Source organism: Streptomyces sp. NPDC056527 (assembly GCF_042794475.1).
Classification (GTDB): domain Bacteria; phylum Actinomycetota; class Actinomycetes; order Streptomycetales; family Streptomycetaceae; genus Streptomyces.
Map to the genome: position 1 here is coordinate 24,241 of NZ_JBHTTQ010000027.1, position 19,238 is coordinate 43,478.

At 70.8% G+C, this 19,238-nt stretch carries 17 protein-coding genes; 12 read left to right on the forward strand and 5 right to left on the reverse strand.

From position 1 onward, the window contains the following. Window positions 1-46 precede the first annotated feature (46 nt). The 4 genes from ACFQ7Q_RS16115 to ACFQ7Q_RS16130 all read left to right on the forward strand — a co-directional run bounded on the left by ACFQ7Q_RS16115 (window position 47) and on the right by ACFQ7Q_RS16130 (window position 2,735). Window positions 47-502: an ATP-binding protein gene (locus ACFQ7Q_RS16115; RefSeq protein ID WP_383554936.1), complete on the forward strand. Its 456-nt coding sequence runs from the start codon at window positions 47-49 to the stop codon at window positions 500-502. 161 nt (window positions 503-663) lie between these two features. Then, window positions 664-1,230, forward strand: coding sequence for an ECF RNA polymerase sigma factor SigK (sigK, locus tag ACFQ7Q_RS16120; protein ID WP_383554939.1), 567 nt, complete (start codon window positions 664-666; stop codon window positions 1,228-1,230). Next, window positions 1,227-2,015 (forward strand): anti-sigma factor domain-containing protein, encoded by a 789-nt coding sequence (locus ACFQ7Q_RS16125; RefSeq protein WP_383554942.1) that lies wholly within the window; start codon window positions 1,227-1,229, stop codon window positions 2,013-2,015. Before sigK ends, ACFQ7Q_RS16125 begins: the two co-directional genes overlap by 4 nt. Before the next feature lie 105 nt (window positions 2,016-2,120). Next, window positions 2,121-2,735 carry a DUF6000 family protein gene (locus tag ACFQ7Q_RS16130; RefSeq protein ID WP_383554944.1) on the forward strand — a complete coding sequence of 205 codons (615 nt, stop codon included), beginning with the start codon at window positions 2,121-2,123 and terminating at the stop codon, window positions 2,733-2,735. A gap of 47 nt (window positions 2,736-2,782) precedes the next feature. On the opposite strand, the gene ACFQ7Q_RS16135 is transcribed toward ACFQ7Q_RS16130, so the two are convergent. Continuing rightward, window positions 2,783-3,409 (reverse strand): hypothetical protein, encoded by a 627-nt coding sequence (locus tag ACFQ7Q_RS16135; RefSeq protein WP_383554946.1) that lies wholly within the window; start codon window positions 3,407-3,409, stop codon window positions 2,783-2,785. 98 nt (window positions 3,410-3,507) lie between these two features. On the opposite strand from ACFQ7Q_RS16135, the gene tap reads away from it, so the two are divergent. Continuing rightward, window positions 3,508-5,691, forward strand: a complete 2,184-nt coding sequence (tap, locus tag ACFQ7Q_RS16140) for a telomere-associated protein Tap (RefSeq protein ID WP_383554948.1) — start codon at window positions 3,508-3,510, stop codon at window positions 5,689-5,691. Between the two features lie 4 nt (window positions 5,692-5,695). Then, window positions 5,696-6,250 (forward strand): telomere-protecting terminal protein Tpg, encoded by a 555-nt coding sequence (gene tpg, locus ACFQ7Q_RS16145; protein ID WP_383554951.1) that lies wholly within the window; start codon window positions 5,696-5,698, stop codon window positions 6,248-6,250. A 635-nt stretch (window positions 6,251-6,885) separates the two neighbouring features. Here tpg and ACFQ7Q_RS16150 read toward each other — a convergent pair. Further along, the gene (locus ACFQ7Q_RS16150; protein ID WP_383554954.1) at window positions 6,886-7,752 is read right to left on the reverse strand and encodes a hypothetical protein; all 867 of its coding nucleotides are present in this window, start codon (window positions 7,750-7,752) and stop codon (window positions 6,886-6,888) included. 488 nt (window positions 7,753-8,240) lie between these two features. Between ACFQ7Q_RS16150 and ACFQ7Q_RS16155 the strand changes: the two genes are divergently transcribed. Next, window positions 8,241-9,092 (forward strand): universal stress protein, encoded by an 852-nt coding sequence (locus tag ACFQ7Q_RS16155; protein ID WP_383554956.1) that lies wholly within the window; start codon window positions 8,241-8,243, stop codon window positions 9,090-9,092. Between the two features lie 368 nt (window positions 9,093-9,460). Here ACFQ7Q_RS16155 and ACFQ7Q_RS16160 read toward each other — a convergent pair whose 3' ends face one another. After that, window positions 9,461-9,889 (reverse strand): hypothetical protein, encoded by a 429-nt coding sequence (locus tag ACFQ7Q_RS16160; protein WP_383554958.1) that lies wholly within the window; start codon window positions 9,887-9,889, stop codon window positions 9,461-9,463. Window positions 9,890-10,669: 780 nt separating this feature from the next. On the opposite strand from ACFQ7Q_RS16160, the gene ACFQ7Q_RS16165 reads away from it, so the two are divergent. The 4 genes from ACFQ7Q_RS16165 to ACFQ7Q_RS16180 all read left to right on the forward strand — a co-directional run bounded on the left by ACFQ7Q_RS16165 (window position 10,670) and on the right by ACFQ7Q_RS16180 (window position 14,988). Continuing rightward, window positions 10,670-11,818, forward strand: coding sequence for a DUF475 domain-containing protein (locus ACFQ7Q_RS16165; protein WP_383554961.1), 1,149 nt, complete (start codon window positions 10,670-10,672; stop codon window positions 11,816-11,818). A gap of 361 nt (window positions 11,819-12,179) precedes the next feature. Then, window positions 12,180-13,634 carry a hypothetical protein gene (locus tag ACFQ7Q_RS16170; RefSeq protein ID WP_383554964.1) on the forward strand — a complete coding sequence of 485 codons (1,455 nt, stop codon included), beginning with the start codon at window positions 12,180-12,182 and terminating at the stop codon, window positions 13,632-13,634. A gap of 359 nt (window positions 13,635-13,993) precedes the next feature. Continuing rightward, entirely contained in the window at window positions 13,994-14,374 is a 381-nt protein-coding gene (locus ACFQ7Q_RS16175; protein WP_383554967.1) for a hypothetical protein, read from the forward strand. Window positions 14,375-14,583: 209 nt separating this feature from the next. Then, window positions 14,584-14,988 carry a VOC family protein gene (locus ACFQ7Q_RS16180; protein WP_383554969.1) on the forward strand — a complete coding sequence of 135 codons (405 nt, stop codon included), beginning with the start codon at window positions 14,584-14,586 and terminating at the stop codon, window positions 14,986-14,988. A gap of 195 nt (window positions 14,989-15,183) precedes the next feature. Here the strand turns inward: ACFQ7Q_RS16180 and ACFQ7Q_RS16185 are convergent, their stop codons facing one another. Then, window positions 15,184-16,335, reverse strand: coding sequence for a hypothetical protein (locus ACFQ7Q_RS16185; RefSeq protein ID WP_383554972.1), 1,152 nt, complete (start codon window positions 16,333-16,335; stop codon window positions 15,184-15,186). Between the two features lie 371 nt (window positions 16,336-16,706). Next, complete coding sequence (locus ACFQ7Q_RS16190; RefSeq protein WP_383555050.1) at window positions 16,707-17,447, reverse strand: TetR/AcrR family transcriptional regulator; 741 nt, start codon at window positions 17,445-17,447, stop codon at window positions 16,707-16,709. Between the two features lie 117 nt (window positions 17,448-17,564). On the opposite strand from ACFQ7Q_RS16190, the gene ACFQ7Q_RS16195 reads away from it, so the two are divergent. Continuing rightward, window positions 17,565-18,788 (forward strand): saccharopine dehydrogenase family protein, encoded by a 1,224-nt coding sequence (locus ACFQ7Q_RS16195; RefSeq protein WP_383554974.1) that lies wholly within the window; start codon window positions 17,565-17,567, stop codon window positions 18,786-18,788. Window positions 18,789-19,238: the final 450 nt, after the last annotated feature.

The following is a 19,238-nucleotide window of genomic DNA, read 5'->3' on the forward strand; positions in this document are numbered from 1 at the left end:
GGCTACGAATCCCTCACACAGGATCTTTCGTCTTCAGGGAGCGGTCATGACCACCACCGCACTGCCCCTCACACCTCTCGCGCCCCTCGCGGCCCCCGTGCCCCGCCATGTCGTGGCCCTGCCCTGCAGCCTGCACAGCCCGGCCGTCGCCCGTCGCATCGCGGCCCGATGGCTGCGGACGGCCGGATACGCCCATACGGCCGACGCGGTCCTGATCGTGTCCGAGCTCGTCACCAATGCCGTCCGTCACACGCACGGCCCCTGCGAGCTGACCCTGACCGCGCACGGCGGCACCGTGGACATCGCCGTCACCGACCACAGCGAGGACATCCCCGATCTGCAGGGGCCTGCGGGCGGCGACCGGCAAGGCGGCCTCGGCCTGGAGATCGTGCGCCGGCTGGGAGGCGCGATCACGGTGGTTCCCCGCCTCGGCGGCAAGACCGTCCACGCCGCACTGCACCTGCACTCGCCGGAGCGCGAGCGGCAAGGACCGCCGCCGTGACGGCCGGGGCCGAACCGCGCCGGACTCACCCGGTCGACGCGGCCGCACGGCGTGAGTCCGCCACCGGCGGCAGACTCGGACGAGGTGGGCCGCTCCCGGCTGAGCGGTCCGGACGCTGCGACTCGGCGATCGACCGCACGAGGCACGACGGGGAGCCACCCTTGCCGCACGCATCCGAACCGGACACCGAAGTCGACGCTCTCCTGCTCAAGGCGGCCGCCGGCGACCGGGACGCGTTCGCCGGCGTGTACGACGCGCTGGCCAGGCCGGTGATGGGGCTGGCCTGCCGGATCCTGCGGGACGCGGCGCAGGCCGAGGAGGTGACGCAGGACGTCATGATCGAGGTCTGGCGCACGGCGGACCGGTTCCGTCCCGACCGCGGAACGGCCAAGACCTGGGTGCTCACGCTGGCTCACCGGCGGGCCGTGGACCGGGTGCGTACCGTCCGGGCGAGCACGGATCGCGAGAAGCGTGCCGGGATGCTGTCGGCCGACCGGGACTTCGACCAGGTCGCCGAGACCGTCGAACGCCACGACGAGCGGCGGCGGGTCCAGCGCTGTCTGCAGGCCCTGGCACGCCTTCAACGGGTGCCGCTGGTACTCGCCTACTTCCAGGGCATGACCTACCTGGAGGTGGCGCGTTCCCTGTCCACCCCCGAAGGCACGGTCAAGTCCCGCATGCGCAACGGTCTCCAGCAGCTGCGCGCCTGCCTGGAGGCCGGCTCATGACCGCGCCGGAGGGTCCGCACGATCCGCACCTCGATGCCGCGGCGTACGTACTGCACGCTCTCCCGCCCGCGGAGGAAGCCGCCTTCGAGAACCATCTGGCCGACTGCCCGGACTGCCGCCGGGACGTCGCCGAGTTCGAGAGGACGGCCGCCCGCCTCGCCTCCGCCGAGACCGCGCCGGTACCCGAGGAGCTGCGGGCGCGTGTCATGGAGCGGATCGCCTCCACCCGTCAGGACGCGCACCACCGCACGACAGCACCCCGCACGGCAGCGCCCGGTACGGCAGTGCCCCGTGCCCGGCGCGCGGTGCGTTTCGCGCTCGCGGCGAGTGTCGCGGCGGCGGTCGCGCTCGGCGGAGTGGCCGTATGGCAGCACTCGGAGGCCGACGAGGCGCGCGCCCGGGCAGCCAAGGTTCTGCAGGAGGCCCGCACGGCGGACCGCGCTTTCACCGACGTCCTCACCGCCCCCGACGCCACCGTGCATTCCGGCCGGTTGACCGACGGAGCCGATGTGGCGGTCGTCGTCTCCCGCGACCAGGCCCAGGCGGCGTTCACCGCCCGCGGTCTGGCGGCCCTGCCGAGCGACAAGGTGTACGAACTCTGGTACGCCGCCGAGGCGGGCGACCTGCGCCCCGCGGGCCTTTTGGACAACGTCGGCGACCGAGCGGCGCGTGTCCTCGAGGGCCCCGTGGGCAACGCGGTCGCCGTCGGCATCACCGTCGAACCCGCGGGCGGCTCCGCCCAGCCCACCACCGAGCCCCTCGGCATCATCCCCATCGCCTCATGAGGCACAACCGCCGCACGACGCGCACGGCTCGATGCTCGCCGCGCGAGTGGCGTGGCGTCAAGAAAGGGCTGGCGGCATTGCGCATCAGCAAGCGAGGATCATCCTGTGATCCGCCACGCCCATGAAGATGCCGAACTGCGGGCCCTGGTCCGCCGCTATGTCACGCCCGAGCGCCGCTATCTGAAGCTCGGCGGCAGCATGCTGCGTCTGCAGGGCTCCGAGTACGACCGATTCGTGCGGGCTCTTGGCGAAGACGCGGCACTCATCGCCCCGCACGAGATCGCCACCCTCCTCGAGGGCGGGTGGCGTGAGCGGAGGACTGCCGCATGGCTCATCGCCGTCTCCCGTCGGACCGAGTTCCGTGAGCGCCTCGGGGAGCTTCTGCTGGCCAGCGAGGTCTGCTGCGCGGGGCCGGCGTACTGCGTGGCCCTGGCCGGCTTCGGCACGCCTCGCGACGCTGATCTGCTGGCCGCTTACCTCGACCGCTATCTCCGCCGCCCCGACCTCGCGTACGACCAGCTCGTGGCCATGGGCGCCCTCACGTTCGTCGACCTGAACCTCGCAAGCACCCAGGCCTCACGGTTCCTGGGCGCAGACGGCCTGTGGCATCAGTGGCTCAACGACGCATCCCACATGCGGGGCAGCGAGGACCCCGCCACCTACCTGAGCGCGATCCGCCGCAGCTGCGCCTTCGTCGACGAATGCGCGGAGACGAGATGAGCGCGGGCACTGCACCCGTCTGTCCCGCGTGACGGCGGCCGCCGGAATCAGTGCCGGCGGTCACCGCGCGTACCACTGTGGGGTGTCCCGCCCGGGTTCGACAGGCCGTGCCTTCGGCCCGAGTCGAGTGCGGTACGGCTCAGCACGGCGCGCAGCCGCTCCCGCCCCGCCGCGACGCTTCGCTCCCACAGGCCCGCAACTTCACCGGACACCGACAGCAGCTGAAGCCGCTTCTCCTCGTCACCGAAGACAGCGCCTCCCGTGTTCTGATCCAGCATCCCCATCGCGGTGAGCGCCGCATGGCCACAGGACATCGCGGCCCGCACGTTGCCCGAGTGGTTGGCCACCAGGGCATGGCGAAGGACGAGAGCGGAGAAGAAGGCGTACGTGTCGGCGGCACCGGAGATCCCCTCGTCTCGCGGCTGGAGCTCGGGGAACTGCTCCAGCACGCGGACGCGTTCGCAGGCGTCGGCAAGCGGGCGGTCGGCGCACCAGAGGTCGCGTACGCACTCCACGTAGAAGTCCCGGTCTGTGTCCCGGCCCGCTCCGTCGGCTCGCAACCCCAGGACCAGCGGCACCATCCGCTCGGCGCAAGCCGCCACGTACAGACGGACCGTCTCGCCGCCCGCACGATGCAGTGTCTGCGCGACGGCCTCCTCCACCAGCGTCCTCACGGTCACCCCTTCCTGCAGGCAACCCTCGCACGAGATGCCCCGATCGGGTTAAAGGAAGGGGTAAACGAAAGGCTAAATGGGGTGTTAGTGTCCGGAGTATGGGGACGAGTGAGGAAGAACTGTTCGCGTCGGTGGACGCGCTGCTGGAGGAAGGGCCGCAGCTCCCGCTTCCCGCAGAACGCGCCCGGCTCCGTGAAGCCGCCGGCATCACCCAGGCACGTCTCGCGGCCGCGCTGAAGACGTCGACGCAGAGCGTCAAGAACTGGGAGAACGGCCGCTCTGAACCCAAGGAACCGCGCCTGTCGGCGTACCAGCGGCTGTTGAGCGGCTGGGCAGCGAAACACCCCACGCATGGCACCCCTCCCACCCCAACGGCGACCGTGCCCCGGCCCGATGCCACCGACCGGCCCGAGGCCCCGGCCCGGCCCGCCGCCGCGGCCATCCACCCGCCGCGCGCCACAGAACACACCCACACCACAGAACACACCCACACCACACCGGACGACGAACAACCCGCTCCCGCACCCGCCTTCACGCCCGGCCGCCGCTCGGAGACCGGGCCGGAAGCAGCGGCCTCCCGGCAGCCCGCCCGCAAGCGCGCCGTCCCCACGATCGCCCCGCCGCCCTACCAGCACGGCCCGCTCGCCGTGCTGGACGCGGACGGGACCGCGTACGGCGTCGACGGCATCGTGCTGGACTGCCCGGCGACCACGGTCACAGAACTGGTGGAGTGGACGCTCACCGAGTCCCGGCTCGGCGCCGCGAAGCTCAACCGCCACGGCAAGGACTCCGACCCCCTCATCGTGCTCACCGCCGCGGCCGCGGTGAAACTCGGCCTCCCCGAGCGCCTGGAGGGACATCAGCAGCGCCGCTCGCTGCGCCTGCCCGACGACCACCCGGTCGTCACCCAGGTCACCCACGCGAAGTGGCAGCTCACCCAACGCGGGTTCGGCCCGTGGACACGGATCTACCGCAAAGCCCAAGGCCGCGACCGCAGTTGCGTCCAGCTCGCGATCCTGTCCTGGGACGCCCTGGACGAGCGGACCTGGCCCGGCGTGGCCGACATGACACCGCCCGACATCGCCCGCGTCCTCGGCGTCTACGCCCGACGGGTCACCACCCCGCGCGGCTCCACCGCCGTCTGCGGACTGGAGCTGATGACCGCGCTGCGCCCGCCCACGCGGGCCGTGCGCGACGAAACGACGGGGAACTGGATCTCCGGCCACAACCCCGGCTCACTGGGCACCGAGCCGCTGGACCCGGCCCCGCCGGAAGCCACCCCCGAGCATCCGGTCGTGGTGAACTCCGGCTGGCGGGGCGGGTTCCTGAACGAGGAGGCCTACCAGTGGGTGCGGCCCGTTGAGACGCTCAGCGATCAGGAGTGCCTGCTGCCCTTCGCGGTCGGCCTCGACCTGAACACCGCGTTCCTCGCCGCCGCGGCCCGTCTCACCGTGGGGCTGTCCGCCCCCGACCACTTCCACGCACCGAAGTTCAACCCGAAGATCCCCGGCTCCTGGCTGGTCGACCTGTCCCGCATCGACCTCGACCCGCGCCTGCCCTCGCCGTTCACCCCCGACGGCACCCGGCCGGCCGGCCCGGCCTGGTACCAGACACACACCGTCGCCTACGCCCAGGAACTCGGGCACGACGTCCACCCGATCGAGGCCTATCTGCGCCGGGAGACCGGCGCCTACCTGGACCCGTGGCACGACCGCCTCAAGACCGCCTACGTCGACACCCTCGCCGACCTCGGCGTCACCAAGGACCTGTCGGAGCCGGAGTTCCTCGCCGCGATGGCACGGCACAAGCAGGTGGACCCCGCGCTGGCCGCCGTCCTGTCCGCGGTCAAGGCCACCGTCAAGGGCGGCGTCGGCAAACTCCGCGAGCGCCCGCAAGGACGCCACTACAAGGACGGCGAACCCTGGCCGGCCCTTCAGCGGCCGACCTGGCGCCCCGACATCCGCGCCGCCGTCATCTCCAAGGCCCGCGTCAACATGCACCGCAAGCTCAACAACATGGCCAAGATGACCGGCCTGTACCCGCTCGCCGTGCTCTCGGACTGCGTCGTCTACCCCAGCCCGGGAGCGAGCCCGCTGGACTTCCTTCCCCACGCGGCATCGGGCAAGCCGCAACCCGGCGGCTTCCGCCTCGGGCCCACCCCCGGCCTGGCCAAGCTGGAGGGGGTCCAGCCGATGCTGTGGGCGGTCGACCTCATGGAGCAGGGCCTCAACCCCGCCCGCCACATCAAGGGCGGCGACGCCGTCCTGGACGAAGGAGAGTAGAGCGATGGGAGACATCGACGACGCTCTCGACCGCGCCGATCAGGAAGCGTTCACCAAGGAACCGCCCAAGACCCTCAAAGGGCAGATCGGTTACCTGATGAAACAGCTGAAGACGGCCAAGGCGGTGGCGGCGGAACTCGGCATCACCGCCGACTCCGTCAACCGCTACCGGCGCGGTGCCCGCAAACACCCGCCCCGGCACATCCAGAACCGGATCGACGCCGCCGTCCGCTCGCGGTGGCAGCCCCTCATCCGCAGACGCCGCCGGCACACGGCCGCGAGCAGCGGCGGAATCACCGTGGAGACCCGGGCCCGTTTCGGCTATCGCGCACCGGCGGGCGCGACGGACGACGGCAGGTTCCGGCGCCTGACCGTGCACCTCCCCGCGGACTACGCGCGCCGCCTGTTCGACGCCCGCGACCAGGGCGCGGACGATCAGCACCTGCGCGGCATCGTGGCACAAGGGCTGCAAGAGGTGTACTTCAAAGACGGCGGACGCCGCGCCGCCGGCCTCGAAGTGGACCTCAACGACATCGACTACTTCGACGTCTCCTTCTGACCCCCTCCGACCCCTGCGCCCGCCACCCCAGGACTCACCCCCCACGCCGGCGTACCAACGGGGAGCCCAGCACCCGCCGACGCCCCCAAGGCGTCCCGGCGGAGTCGCCGACGGGCCCCTGACGTCCCGCCGGCCCGGCACCCCTCCGGGGGGCGGCACCCCCCTTCGCGCCTGAGCCATGGCCAGAGACCTCACGGCAGCCGGCACCCACAGGCTTACGCCCACCCCGACCGCCCCGGCCGACACCCCCGCGCCCGGACGCAGGAACGGCCGAAGCCCGTCAACCCATCCACGGCCGCCGGACACACGGAGAGGATCGGGCGAAAGAGCCGACGCACCCCCTGCCACACCCGCACCCACGCGCCCGCCCGGCCGGCGGCGCTCCAGCGACAGGCCGCTGTACTCGCCCGGCCGGCGGCGCTCCAGCGACAGGCCCCTGTACCCCCGCCCCGACACGCCCCTGTACCCCCGCCCCGACACGCCGCTGTACCCGCCCCGCGCGGCCGGGGTGCCATCATGACCGGCCGGGATGCCACCGTGCCGCTACAGCGTCAGGACCCCCAGAGCCTGCTGCCTGGCAGCGGCCTTCTGCGCGGCGAGGAAGTCCTTGACCGCCGGCCGGCCCAACAGCAATGTCACGGTCCGGGGCTTGGGCCGATGGCCGCCGGTGAGCTCGACCAGGAAGTCCGTGGTGACGATGCGCCGTGCCGGCGCGTCGTGCACGTCGTCGAGGACGTTGTGCTCCAGCAGCCGGGCCGCGGTCTCATCCAGAGCGTCCTCGACCGCCCGGTAGGCCGCGACGGCGTCCTGCTGAATGCCCTGCTGAGCGCGGCCGAGCGCTTGCCGGAGCAGAAGCCGGTGAAGCGCCCACCGTCCCCACCGGGGGCCGGGAACGCCTCGGCGGCGGCCTCGCTGCGTTGACCGAAGCTCGTGGCCGAGATGACGGCGGGCATCGTCCGCAGCAGACCGGCAATCCGTTCCACCTCGCGCGGATCCGGCTCGTCCAGCTGGAACTCCGGTTCCGGGCATGCCTGGTCGATGTCGTCGCCCAGCACTTCCCATCGCCCACGCAGGTCGAAAGCCCAGGATGCGGACACCTCCCACTGGTGCACCACACCCTCTACGACGAACGCGATCCGTACCGCTTCCACGTCGCCGTCATGGCGTCGTGCGGCCGCGAGCAGCGTGTCCGCCCGCTGCCGCAACGCGAGGGGAACCTCGCTGCGGGCCACAGGGGCCGGATCGCCCCCGTTCTCCTCCTCGCCGCCCGTGGCCGGGAGGATGAACTCGTCCGCATCGAGATGGTCGAGATCCCAGTACAGAATGCGGGCCTTGCAGGCCGCGGCCAACTGCGCGACACCGTCGGCGTCGTAGTCGCCCTCGCCAAGAGCTGCCCGCAGACCTGTCTTGCCGCCCACTGATGCCGAGATCAGCTGCAGACCGTGCCGCGTGGCTAACTCGGGCAGCGCATCGACGACCTTGCGCAGGTCGGAAGCACCCATGAAAACAACCCCCAGAACATGTGGTGATCACATCCGGCGCCGACCGTAGTCCGAGCCGAATGAGCGGGGGAGCAGCTCGCGTAAACCTCGATCAGCCACCCACGGTGTGAGGGATCATGAGGGCACTGCCGGAAACCACCGAAACGATCCGCCACCCAGCCGCCGAGGCGGCCCAGGACCTGCGGAACCAGCCCCCGGCCGGACCGGCGTGACCGGCCAGACCGGCCGGCGCACCGCCTGCCTGCGCACGGTCTCCCGGAGCGCTCCATCGGCTCAACCCCGAACGGGCAACGGCCGACGGGCTGGCGCCCGCGTCGTCACCGTTCTTGCCATGGGCCAGATGGGGCACTTCGGTAGCGCCACCGAACACGGTGCACCGCAGCATTTCTGCGACTCGGTAGCTTCGAGACCGGGTGTCCAGGGCGTGGCTGCTCATGGGCTGCCTGTGAGATGGACCGTTGGCGACAGCCCGAAGCGAGGAGAGCGGCATGTCACGACCTGTCACCGTGGGAGTGGACGGCTCCGAGGGAAGTCTGGCGGCGTTGGACTGGGCCGCTGACGAGGCGGCGCTGCGGGGCACGAGCCTGCGGCTGGTGTACGCCACGCGGTGGGCGTCGCACCAGTTGGCGTCCATGAAGGTGTCGCACGAGGATCGCGCCGGCGAGGCGGAAGGCGTACTCGCTGTGACCGAGGAGCGTGTCCGGGACCGGCGGCCGGACCTTGCGATGACCGCCGATGAGATCGAGGATGCCCCCAGCAGTGTGCTGCTGGCTGCCGCGGCAGAGGCGGAGTTCCTTGTCGTGGGCTCTCACGGGCTCGGCAGCGTGCGCGGTTTCATCGTGGGTTCCGTGGGCCAGGAAGTCGTCGCGGACGCGCAGCGTCCAGTGGTTCTCGTGCGCCCCGGAGATGGGGAGAACGGGTCCGCAGCCATCCGTCCCAGCGGCCGGAGGAAGGTGGTCCTCGGTCTCGACGTGACCGAAGTGAATGACGAACTCCTGGAGTTCGCCTTCGACTTCGCCGGGCGGAAGGACGTGCCGTTGGAGATCGTGCACACCTGGCACGCCTCCTTCACTCCACGCCACAAGGCAGCCGAGAACGCCGACATGGCCTCGGCGCTCTCACACGCGGTGCGCCCGTTCCGCGACAGGTTCCCGGCGGTGGAAGTGTCCGAGATCTCCGCTCCAGGGCGGGCGGCCGAGCATCTCGTCGAAGCCGCACACGATGCGGGTCTCGTGGTCGTCGGCCGCCGCAGGGCAGCCAAGGGCTCCCACATCGGTTCGGTCACTCACGCCCTCATCCACCACGCCTCCTGCCCTGTGGCCGTCGTACCGCACAGCTGACACGAAGCCCGGGCACCGGGCAGGACATCCAGACCGCCCGGGGCTCGGTGACATCCGGCGAACTCCTCGCCGACTCGCCAGGATGCTCGTCATGCCAACCGCCGGAATGCCGCACGGCCTGCCGTGTCTACCCGGACTCGCCGGTGAGGCAGACGTGACACAGGCATCGGTCCGGGTGGGGACGGTGCGGCGCGGTCTCGGCGCGGTACTGGCGCGCATACCGTTCCAGCGTCGTAGAGACGTCGGCTGCGTCGTCCGCGTCAAGGCCATGCTCGATTCCGCCACGCTGTTGCGGATGGCCCCAAGCGCTCCGCCGATCCCGGCTGCCGTCATCGTCCGCGCCCCGAAAGACCAAAGAGAGACAGGACCTAGTACGGGACGGGCTCGGAGGGGAAGCAGACGGCACGGTCGCTGCTGCAGATCTCCGCCTCGGGGTCGAGAACCCCCTGCTCGGGGCGGTCGAACGTCAGGAAGGTGACCATCCGCCCGGAAGGGAACCTCGCGACCGCCTGATGTACCGGTCCTGCGCCCTGGCCGCGCTTGACGTGGTCGAAGCTCCTGGAGCCGCCCTCGGCGATCACGAAGCTCACGATGCGGAGCTGGTCGAGGTTGTCCTCGCTCGATACCCGGTCGTGGTCGGAGGGGATCGTGAAGAGCAGCCCGGGCGCCGGAGCCTCCTCGGGAAGCCGGCCGCAGTTGAACGAGCTGTAGCCTTCCCGGACCAAGCCGTAGCAGTAGGTGCGCCCGTCGGGCATCCAGGCCAGCTCCCCGGACTCATCGTCCAGGCGGTGGATCACTACCACTTGGTCGGCCGGCGGAACGTCGTGCCCGGCCGGCATCTGGAAAGCGAAGGCTGCGTGCAGGAAGGCCGAGTCGCGGCCGGTGGCCGCGGCCTTGCCCAGCGGCCGCGCCGGCATCCTGTCGTACGGCCGTTGTGAGGCCGCCGGCTGTTTCGTGGCCGCAGGCTTCGCGGCTGCCGACGTGGCAGGCTTCGGCGGCTGCTCCGCCCCGGACGTACATCCGGGCAATGCCGCCAGCAGCAGTACGGCTGGGCATCTGAGGATTCGTCGGCCCAGCACAATCCCCCCGAGTGTGTGAATCTTGTTCGAGCGACGATAGCCCTGAAACGTCGGTCAGTCCGCCCGCCCGGTGATCCGCAAGAAGCGCCCAGGGGCCGGCGGCCACCCCGCGCGGTGGCGCCCGCCGATGGCGGACCGGACACGTACCGCAGCTCCGCACCGGAAGGACACCGGAGCCGCCTCGCCGATCCGAGCCGGAAGCAACGGCGGCGACAACCGAACGTTGCAGCACCATCGTTGAGCCGCCCGAGCACCCCACGTTCCTCAACTGCAGGAGGCCCGCCGCAGGTTCGCCCCCAGGCGCTCGGCGAAGAAGTATCCAGGGAGCCGGCGATGTTCTTCGGACGAGGTCTACCGGCACGGCGACGAGCGGGAGTTGTGAACCGCCGGCCCGGGGGATGCGTCAGGGCTGAGAGGCATCGCTCAAGACTTCAGGGTCAGTTTCCGTGAAGCCATGTACGGCGCGGGGGAGCCCCGTACACGATGATGGGGTAGCCAGTGCTTCTGAAAACGTTCGGCTGGTCGTTCGCGGTCACCGCGCTCGGCCTGATCGCGGCGGTGTTATACGGGGGATGGGCGGGCTTCGGGATCGTGGCGATCCTGTCCATCCTCGAAATCTCGGTGTCCTTCGACAACGCCGTGGTCAACGCCGGGATCCTGAAGAAGATGAGTTCCTTCTGGCAGAAGATCTTCCTCACCATCGGGGTCCTGATCGCGGTCTTCGGCATGCGCCTGGTCTTCCCCGTCGTGATCGTCGCCGTCGGTGCCGGGATCGGTCCGATCGAAGCGGTACAGCTCGCGCTGGACGACAAGGACAAGTACCAGCAGCTGGTGACCGACGCCCACCCGTCGATCGCCGCCTTCGGCGGCATGTTCCTCCTGATGATCTTCCTCGACTTCATCTTCGAGGACCGCGACTTCAAGTGGCTCGCGTGGCTGGAGCGCCCGCTCGCCAGGCTCGGCAAGATCGACATGCTCTCCGTCTGTATCGCGCTCGTCGTGCTGCTCGTCTCCGCGATGACCTTCGCCACCAACGCTCACCAGTACGGCGGCGTCCACGCGGACAAGGCACAGACCGTCCTGATCGCCGGCATCGCGGGCCTGATCACCTACCTGGTCGTCGGCGGTCTCTCCGGCTACTTCGAGAACAAGCTCGAACAGGACGAGGAGCGCGAGCACGAGGCCGAGGAAGCGGCCAGGACGAGCGGCACGAAGGTCCCGGCGGTCGTGATGGCCGGCAAGGCCGCGTTCTTCCTGTTCCTCTACCTGGAGGTCTTGGACGCGTCGTTCTCCTTCGACGGCGTCATCGCCGCCTTCGCGATCACCAACGACATCGTCCTGATGTCGCTCGGCCTCGGCATCGGCGCGATGTACGTCCGCTCGCTCACGGTCTACCTGGTCCGCCAGGGCACCCTCGACGACTACGTCTACCTGGAGCACGGCGCGCACTACGCGATCGGCGCCCTCGCCGTGATCCTGCTCGTCACCATCCGGTACGAGATCCACGAGGTCATCACGGGCCTCGTCGGCGTCATCCTGATCGCGTGGTCCTTCATCTCCTCGGTCCGGCGCAACCGCAGCCTGGCGGCGGCCGAAGCGGCGGCCACGGGATCCGACGAGAAGGCCGAGGTCTCCTCCGGCGTCTAGCCGGACCGCCGACGCGGAGGCACGGCGCAGGAGCGTTCCCACGGCCGGAAGAGCGACCAGCCGTCGACGCGTTCGCCAGTCCCTGTCCGAGACCCCGAGGGGCACAGGTCCCGGCAGAGCCGTTGATGCGATGGCGTGTAAAGCCTCCGATCTGCGGCCCCGTCCCGGTGGACCAGCGCACCCCCGGGCACGGCGAGGAGATTGAGCAGCCGACTGCCCGAGGTGCGTCCGATTACATGCTGCTGTGTGGCAAAAGAGGAGGTCAGAGGAGCAGATCTCTGGTTGACCGGAATTCCGGTACGGGTGATAGTGGCGCTCGCGGCCGCGTTCGTCCGGCCTGCTGTACCAGGGGTGGGGACTCTTGAACGACAACAAGAACAACGTGCGTGACGACGTGCGGGGTCGGGTCGACGCGCTTGTCGCCGCCGGCCGCCCGGCCGAGGCACGCGCCGCCGCGCGGACCGCGCTTGACGCGGACGGGCCCGGCGCCGGGCTCCTCCTCGCGCTGGCCCGCGCCCATATGGCCGAGGACGACGACGACCACGACGACGCCGCCGAGCGGGTCTTCCGTGAGGGCCTGGACACCCTCCCGGACGACATCGGCCTGCTCGCCGGATACGCGGAACTCTGTGCCCGCACCGACGCGCTGGACCGGCCGGGGCGACATGCCCGCGGCCCCGTGCTCCTCGCCCGTCTGCGAGAACTCGCGCCGCATTCACCGGAGTTGCTGCGGGCCGAGACTGCGGGAAGCTCCGTCTCCACGAACACCAAGAACAGCGTCTCGGTACGCCGGGTGCAGTCGTTCGACGCGGCTCGCGCCTTCGCTGGAGCGCCCACGCCCCAGGCTGCCGCGGCCCAGGCCGCGCAGTGGGCCGCCGCAGCCCCGCACGACCTGCGGCTCGCCGTGCTCGCCGAGACGGCCACCACCCTTGCCGCCACCGGCCGGACCTGGGCGCGCCTGCTGCTGCGCCGGGGCCTCGAATACCGCTTTGCCGCAGGTGTGGTCGTCGCTGTGCTGATCATCCTGCGCATCACCGTCCTGCCGGCAGTGCCGTACGGCGTGGCAACGGGAGCTGGGCTGCTGCTGGGCCTGCCGTTCCTGGGTCTGCGCAAACACCTGCGGGCCGCCCGTGAGCGGGCTGCCGAGCGGATGACCACAGCCGATACCGAGGCCGTACCCGGTGACGAAGCGGGTGTCGGGGGCGACAGGCTCGGGCCGCTGGAGCTGCCGCCCGTACCGCGCGTCACTCGCCGCGAGTACGCTTTCGCCGGAGCCGGACTCGCGCTCCTGCTGGCCATCGGCGTCACGGCGTACGCCTCGTCCCTCGCCTATCCCCGCTACGACATCGTCGCCCACGACACCTTCCGGGGCTTGAAGGGCTTCGATCTGCGCGAGGAGTTCGATCCGTTCGGTGCTGTGCCCGACGGTGAGCTGAAGGAATCGACGGCCCGCGTGTACGCCGCCGAAGACGCCGCAGCGGACGCCGCCGCCGAATACCTGGTGGCCGTCACGACCGGAGACTTCCACGAGATGCGGGAGTCGTACGTGTACGACGGCGGGATCCTCCCCACGGAAACGGAGGGGATCGGCATCGTCGACGACACCTGGCGGGCCGGGGCCGGCCCGTACGGGGGCTGGATGCGGTGCCTCAGGTACACCGAGCTGGCCACCGGCATGCCGCGGGCGATGTGCGTGTGGGCCGACAAGGGAAGCGTGGGCATGGTCCTGTTCACGGCTGAAGACAACAACCGCGACGCGGTCGAAAAGACAGCCCGGACCGTCGGCGCCGAATTCCTCCGGCCCGCCGCGGACTGACCCGGCACGCAAGCCACCGGAGCGCCGAAACAGCTGTGACCGCCAGGCCGACCACGACGGGGAGGACACCGCCAGGCCAGGCCGGCCCCGAGCGCGCACTCGGCCCAGGTCCCAGCGCCTCGGGCCTGGCCATCCACACAGCCACCATCTACGAGTAGAGCGGCGCTGCACACCACCCGAACCCGTGACCACCCTGGTGCGTCGACTCGCCGTCAACGCCCGTGCGACGGTCGTCCTCCCTGAGCACGGCCGCTCGCGCGAGCCCCTCACCCGGTCGCCCATGAACGATCAGATGCCGCTGCCGGCGACGGTCGGTGTAGGCGTCGGGCTGGTTGCCCTCACCAGCTCAGAATGGGCGCATGGCTCCCCTTTCCATGGACCCGCGTCCTTTGAACGCCGACGAGCGCGCAGTGCTTGAACACATCTTGTCGGCGGAGTTCGTCGGCGCGTCGCAACTGCGGAGTCAGCTGGAGCTCACCGAGGTGATCGCCGTGTGGGGGCCCGGCTCCGTGAGCGTCGACCTGCAGGTCCGGGAACCTTGCGAGCATGCAGCACTATCGGAAGCGCTCGTGCCTGTAGACGCGCAAGTTCATGATCCGTCCGGCGCCTACGTCGGCGAGGTCCTCGTGTGGACGGACCGGGGAGCCACGCTCGCAGCCCTGGAGTTCGCCTGGGTCACCGACGAGATGCCCGCGTCTCTCCCGGCCGTCGTGAAAGGCCGGCTCAGCCGGCCAGCCTGACAGGCCGGCCCCACCCTGAGCGCCTACGGCCCCGCAGCGGACGAGATCGCCACGTGCGGCACCGGGCTAAGGCGCGGGCATCCCAGCAGTCCAGCCGGCCACCGCTCCGTCTCCGGACCTGCATCTCGGGGAGAACCACCGGCGGGCAGGTCCGGCGGCGCGAAGTGCGAACAGCGCTTGGCAGCGGACGCGCAGGGCACACGGGATGCATGACAGTGCCCAAGACCAGTGTCCTCGTCCTCGACTCCACGGAGCCGGAACCTCTGGCGCGGTTCTACGCGACCCTGCTGGGCGCCACCGTGGAGCCCGCCGGAGGCGACCCCGACCTGCTGTTCGTCACCGGCCGTTGCGGTGCCTTCCTGGGGGTCCGCCGGGACCTCGGGGCGGCGCCACCGAGCTGGCCCCGCCCCGAGGACTCCCAGCAGGCACACCTGCACATCCTCGTGGCTTCGGACGCGCTCGACGAGGCGGAACGCGAGGCGGTCTCGCTCGGCGCACGGCCCGTGGCAGCCGTGCCCAACGGCACCCTCGACCGGCGCACGGACCTGCGCCGCTACACCGACCCGGCCGGCCACTCCTTCGTCCTGACGGCGGCGCCACCGGTGACGGTGTAGCTTCACGGCGCAGACCACACGGACGGCTCGAGCGTCATGGACGGCGCCCGGCGGCTCGCCGCCGAGGGCGATGTCCTCGTGGTGACGGTCAATACCGGCCTGCCGCCCTGGGGGACCTCGCCCACCCGGACCTGGAGAAGCGCGGCGAGTCCGCGAACTGCGGCGTCCTCGACCAGCAGACGGCTCTCCGGCCGGCTATCGGTTCGGGCCGCGGAAGAGAGCGAGCGTCTTCGTGAGGGCTTTCAGTGGTGAGGAGTCCTGCTCGGCCGCAGCCGGCGTGGGCGTCCGGGACGCGTCGTTGCCGCCGGGTGCCTCGGCGAGCGCGGCGTGCGCCGACTCGGCCGCCTCACGGTACAGGTCACAGGATGCCGTCATGGCCTCGAGCGCCCTGGCATACCAGGTGACCATGGCCCGTGCGTGGACAAGCTCCTCGTCCGGGGTGAGCAGGTGCCAGCCTTGGCGAAGTCGGGTCAGGACCTGTTCGGCGTCGGCCGGCAGCGGTCGCGGCAGTGAGGCGAACTCCGTAATCCTTTGCAGGAGTTCGGTCGGTTCCGTGCCGTCCAGGAAGACATCGCGTACGGTGTGGCGCTCCGCGTCGTAGCCCGGGACCTGCGGCGCCGGGGGCAGGACGACGGCCCCGCCGCGCGGTAGCCCCACGCCCAGTTCACGCTTCATCGCGAAGTCGGCGATCAGTGCCTGCTCGGGCGTGGCCCGGTGCTCGACCACCCGGTGGCGCAGGCTCGGTGGCAGGAACCGGGTGATCGGCTGCTGCCCCCGCGCGTCCGGCGTCATCGCCTCGTGCACCACGACATGGATGGACCAGCTCTGCCGGGTGCAGCCCCGCAGCAGGCGCCGCAACTCGCCGTCGTCCTTCGGCAGGTGGTTCGTCGTCCGCAGACGCACGCCCGGCACCCTCGCGTGATCCCAGGCGACCTGGTCGCTCTCGGGCCAGAACACGGTGGCGGGGGAGGGCCAGCCCGCTTCCCACGCCCGCTCCGCCTCGGCGGCGAGAACCCAGGTGACGCCCTCGCTCTCGACGCGGCGGGACTCCGGATCGTAGGTGGTCAGTTGAGCGCGCACCGTGACACCGTCTGCCACGCGCCAGCGGGCCTCGAACAGCCGGCGGGCATACGGGCCGGCGGCGGCGGACTCGTCCCGAGGGAACAGATCGGTCGAGCGGGCCGCCTCGATGGGGTCGAGGTCCAGGAAGTCGTCGAGCACCCCGGCCGCTTTGAGGGCGATCAGGTTGCGCCGGACGTCCCGCTCGGCCTCGGGCCCGAGGTGACGCCCACGCGCGAGCCACACGGTGTCGGGGGCAGTGGTCGATGAAGAGCTGCTCTTGGCCATGGAACCGTCCAGTGGGTGATCAGGGCTCGACCAGTATGGTCCGCGGCCCGAGCGGCGGAGTCCACCAGGCCGCACTGAACCGGCCGGGCACGCTTCCTCGCGGCGGCCGACCACCCGAATTCAGCAGGGTCTGCTCCGCCCCGTGCCGGTAGGCCGACCCCACGCTGCTCACCCCACGAGCAGCCTGGCCGCCGGCGAGCACAACAGGCTCCACCGGTTCCGGGGCCGGCGGCACGACACGGAGCCGCTCCAGGCGTTCGCGCTGCCCGTCCGTCAAGAAGGGGCCCGACCCCACCCAGGGGCGGCCGGGAGGGCAGCCGTGCGTGTCTCGGGGGAGCGTGGTGCCACCGACCGGTGGCCGGCCCCGGCTCTCACCCGGTGCCGGCGGCCTCGTTCCGGGCGGCCTCGTTCCGTGCGGCGGTCAGCCGCGCCTCCGCCCTGTTCAGGAGAGTGTCGAGCACGACGGGATAGGCGCTGCGATTCATCCGGTCCGCCAGCAGGTGCGAGGTGGCGGCGATGTGCGGATGGGTCTCGGAGGGTAGCCGGGCATAGGTGGAGGTCCACATGTCCTCGTCCGCCTCTCTGACCTCGTCCTTGATGGCCAGCGCGCCCGCGTCCAGGGAGGCGAAGGCCAGAGCCAGGTCGATGAAGGCGTGGTACACGCCGACGGCGTCCGCGTCGCCGAAGCCCGCGCCGCGCAGGATGCCGAGGATCGTCTCGTCCACCTCGATCTCCCGGGGGCGGCCGGTGACGCGGCTGGCGGTCAGCAGGGCGGCCTGGGGATGGGCGAGGTAGGAGGCGTGGATGGCCAGGCCCAGAGAACGCAGGTCGGCCAGCCAGTTCCCGGTGGCCGTCCAGCTGTCCAGGGCCCGCCCCATCAGCTCCTCGCCGATGGCCCGGGTCAGGCCGTCCAGGCCGGCGAAGTACCGGTACAGAGTGCTCGGGTCGGCGCCGAGAGCGGCGCCGAGCCGGCGTGCGGTCAGTCCGGCACTCCCGTGCTCGCGCAGCATCCGCAGCGCCGTCTGCACGATCAGCTCCTCCGACAGCACGGTGCCCTGCCGGGTCGGCCGTCGCCTGCGCCGTTCCCCCTCCGGAACCACCTTCTTCGGCATCGCTCCACCGCCCATCCATCCTTATGCCAACACCGTAGACCTTAACTGTCGGGATCGGGTTGCATCGAGGTGCTCCCGGGATTCCACCGGGACCGTCTCGACGAAATGGTGAGTGACATGCGTGTACTTCTCGTGGGTGCGGGCGGTGTCGGAACCGCCGTCACCCGCATCGCGGCCCGCCGCGGCTTTCTGACCCACATGCTCGTCGCCGACTACGACCCGCTCCGCGCGGAGGCTGCCGTGACCGCGCTGGACGACCAGGCCGGCCGGTTCAGCGCGCACCGCCTGGACGCCTCCGACGAGGCGGCGGTCCGTCGTCTCCTCGCCGAGGAGAACTGCGACGTGCTGCTGAACGCCACCGACCCCAGGTTCGTGATGCCGCTGTGCAACGCGGCGCTCGCCGCGGGCGCGCACTACGTCGACATGGCGATGTCGCTGTCCGTGCCGCACCCTTCACGCCCGTACGAGGAGTGCGGTGTGAAGCTGGGCGACGAGCAGTTCGCCCTGGCCGAGGCATGGGAGAACGCCGACCGCCTCGCCCTGGTCGGCATGGGCGTGGAGCCGGGCCTGTCGGACGTCTTCGCCCGGTACGCGGCAGACGAACTCTTCGACGAAGTCGAGGAGATCGGCGTCCGCGACGGCGCGAACCTCACCGTGGAGGGCTACGACTTCGCACCCTCCTTCAGCATCTGGACCACCATCGAGGAATGCCTCAACCCGCCCGTCGTCTACGAGAAGGACCGCGGCTGGTTCACCACGGCCCCCTTCAGCGAGCCCGAGGTCTTCGACTTCCCCGAGGGCATCGGCCCGGTGGAGTGCGTGAACGTCGAACACGAAGAGGTTCTCCTCATGCCCCGCTGGCTGGACGCACGCCGCGTGACCTTCAAGTACGGCCTCGGCGACGACTTCATCGCCAAACTGAAGACCCTCCGCGACCTGGGACTCGACTCCACGGCCAAGGTCACCGTGCCCGGCGCGGACGGGCCGCTCCAGGTCTCCCCGCGCGACGTGGTCGCCGCCTGCCTGCCCGACCCGGCCACGCTCGGCGACCGCATGAAGGGCAAGACCTGCGCGGGCACCTGGGTCAAGGGAACCAAGGACGGCACGGCGCGAGAGGTCTACCTCTACCACGTCGTCGACAACGAGTGGACGATGCGCGAGTACGGCTCCCAAGCAGTGGTCTGGCAGACCGCCCTCAACCCGGTGATCGCCCTGGAACTGATCGCGGACGGTACATGGAACGCCAGCGGCGTCCTCGGCCCCGAAGCACTGCCGCCCCAGCCGTTCCTCGACCTACTCGGCGCATACGGTGCCCCATGGGGACTGCGCGAGGAGCGCTGACCCACCCGCCCCCTCACCACAGCGCCGCCACAGCCGCGGCCCCGGCGGACCAGCCCATGCCGGCCGGGAGGCCGTCTGGCACTCTGCCTGCCATGAGGAATGAAGCGCATGCGCAGGAACCAGCCGATGAGGACATGCGTCCATGCGTCTTCTGCCATCACCCTGTCGTGATCGACTGCCTCGATGAATGGGACTGCCCGGTGTGCGGCATGCCCGACGACGATCAGCCTGAGGTGACAGGCCGGGATTCGTGATGTCCTGCTCGTCGTTGCGCATGCCCTCACCGCCGGCCGCGACCGGCCGGCGGTTCGCCCGCACTGGGTGAAGCATCCGCACGAGGGAGTCCGGTCACCGGCTCACCTGCCGCCGCTCGCGCGGACCGTGTCCAGGCCGTAGACATGAGGGGCAGCCGCATCCGCTCAAGACCAGGCCGGCCAAGGGGCCACCACC

What these genes read in the sequence shown, in the direction of transcription:
- ACFQ7Q_RS16155 (WP_383554956.1), top strand. Translation starts at nt 8,241, where the DNA reads ATGTCACGACCTGTCACCGTGGGAGTGGACGGCTCCGAGGGAAGTCTG.
- ACFQ7Q_RS16185 (WP_383554972.1), bottom strand. Translation starts at nt 16,335, where the DNA reads ATGGCCAAGAGCAGCTCTTCATCGACCACTGCCCCCGACACCGTGTGG.
- ACFQ7Q_RS16125 (WP_383554942.1), top strand. Translation starts at nt 1,227, where the DNA reads ATGACCGCGCCGGAGGGTCCGCACGATCCGCACCTCGATGCCGCGGCG.
- ACFQ7Q_RS16115 (WP_383554936.1), top strand. Translation starts at nt 47, where the DNA reads ATGACCACCACCGCACTGCCCCTCACACCTCTCGCGCCCCTCGCGGCC.
- ACFQ7Q_RS16175 (WP_383554967.1), top strand. Translation starts at nt 13,994, where the DNA reads ATGGCTCCCCTTTCCATGGACCCGCGTCCTTTGAACGCCGACGAGCGC.
- ACFQ7Q_RS16180 (WP_383554969.1), top strand. Translation starts at nt 14,584, where the DNA reads ATGACAGTGCCCAAGACCAGTGTCCTCGTCCTCGACTCCACGGAGCCG.
- ACFQ7Q_RS16150 (WP_383554954.1), bottom strand. Translation starts at nt 7,752, where the DNA reads ATGGGTGCTTCCGACCTGCGCAAGGTCGTCGATGCGCTGCCCGAGTTA.
- tap (WP_383554948.1), top strand. Translation starts at nt 3,508, where the DNA reads ATGGGGACGAGTGAGGAAGAACTGTTCGCGTCGGTGGACGCGCTGCTG.
- ACFQ7Q_RS16190 (WP_383555050.1), bottom strand. Translation starts at nt 17,447, where the DNA reads ATGCCGAAGAAGGTGGTTCCGGAGGGGGAACGGCGCAGGCGACGGCCG.
- ACFQ7Q_RS16195 (WP_383554974.1), top strand. Translation starts at nt 17,565, where the DNA reads ATGCGTGTACTTCTCGTGGGTGCGGGCGGTGTCGGAACCGCCGTCACC.
- tpg (WP_383554951.1), top strand. Translation starts at nt 5,696, where the DNA reads ATGGGAGACATCGACGACGCTCTCGACCGCGCCGATCAGGAAGCGTTC.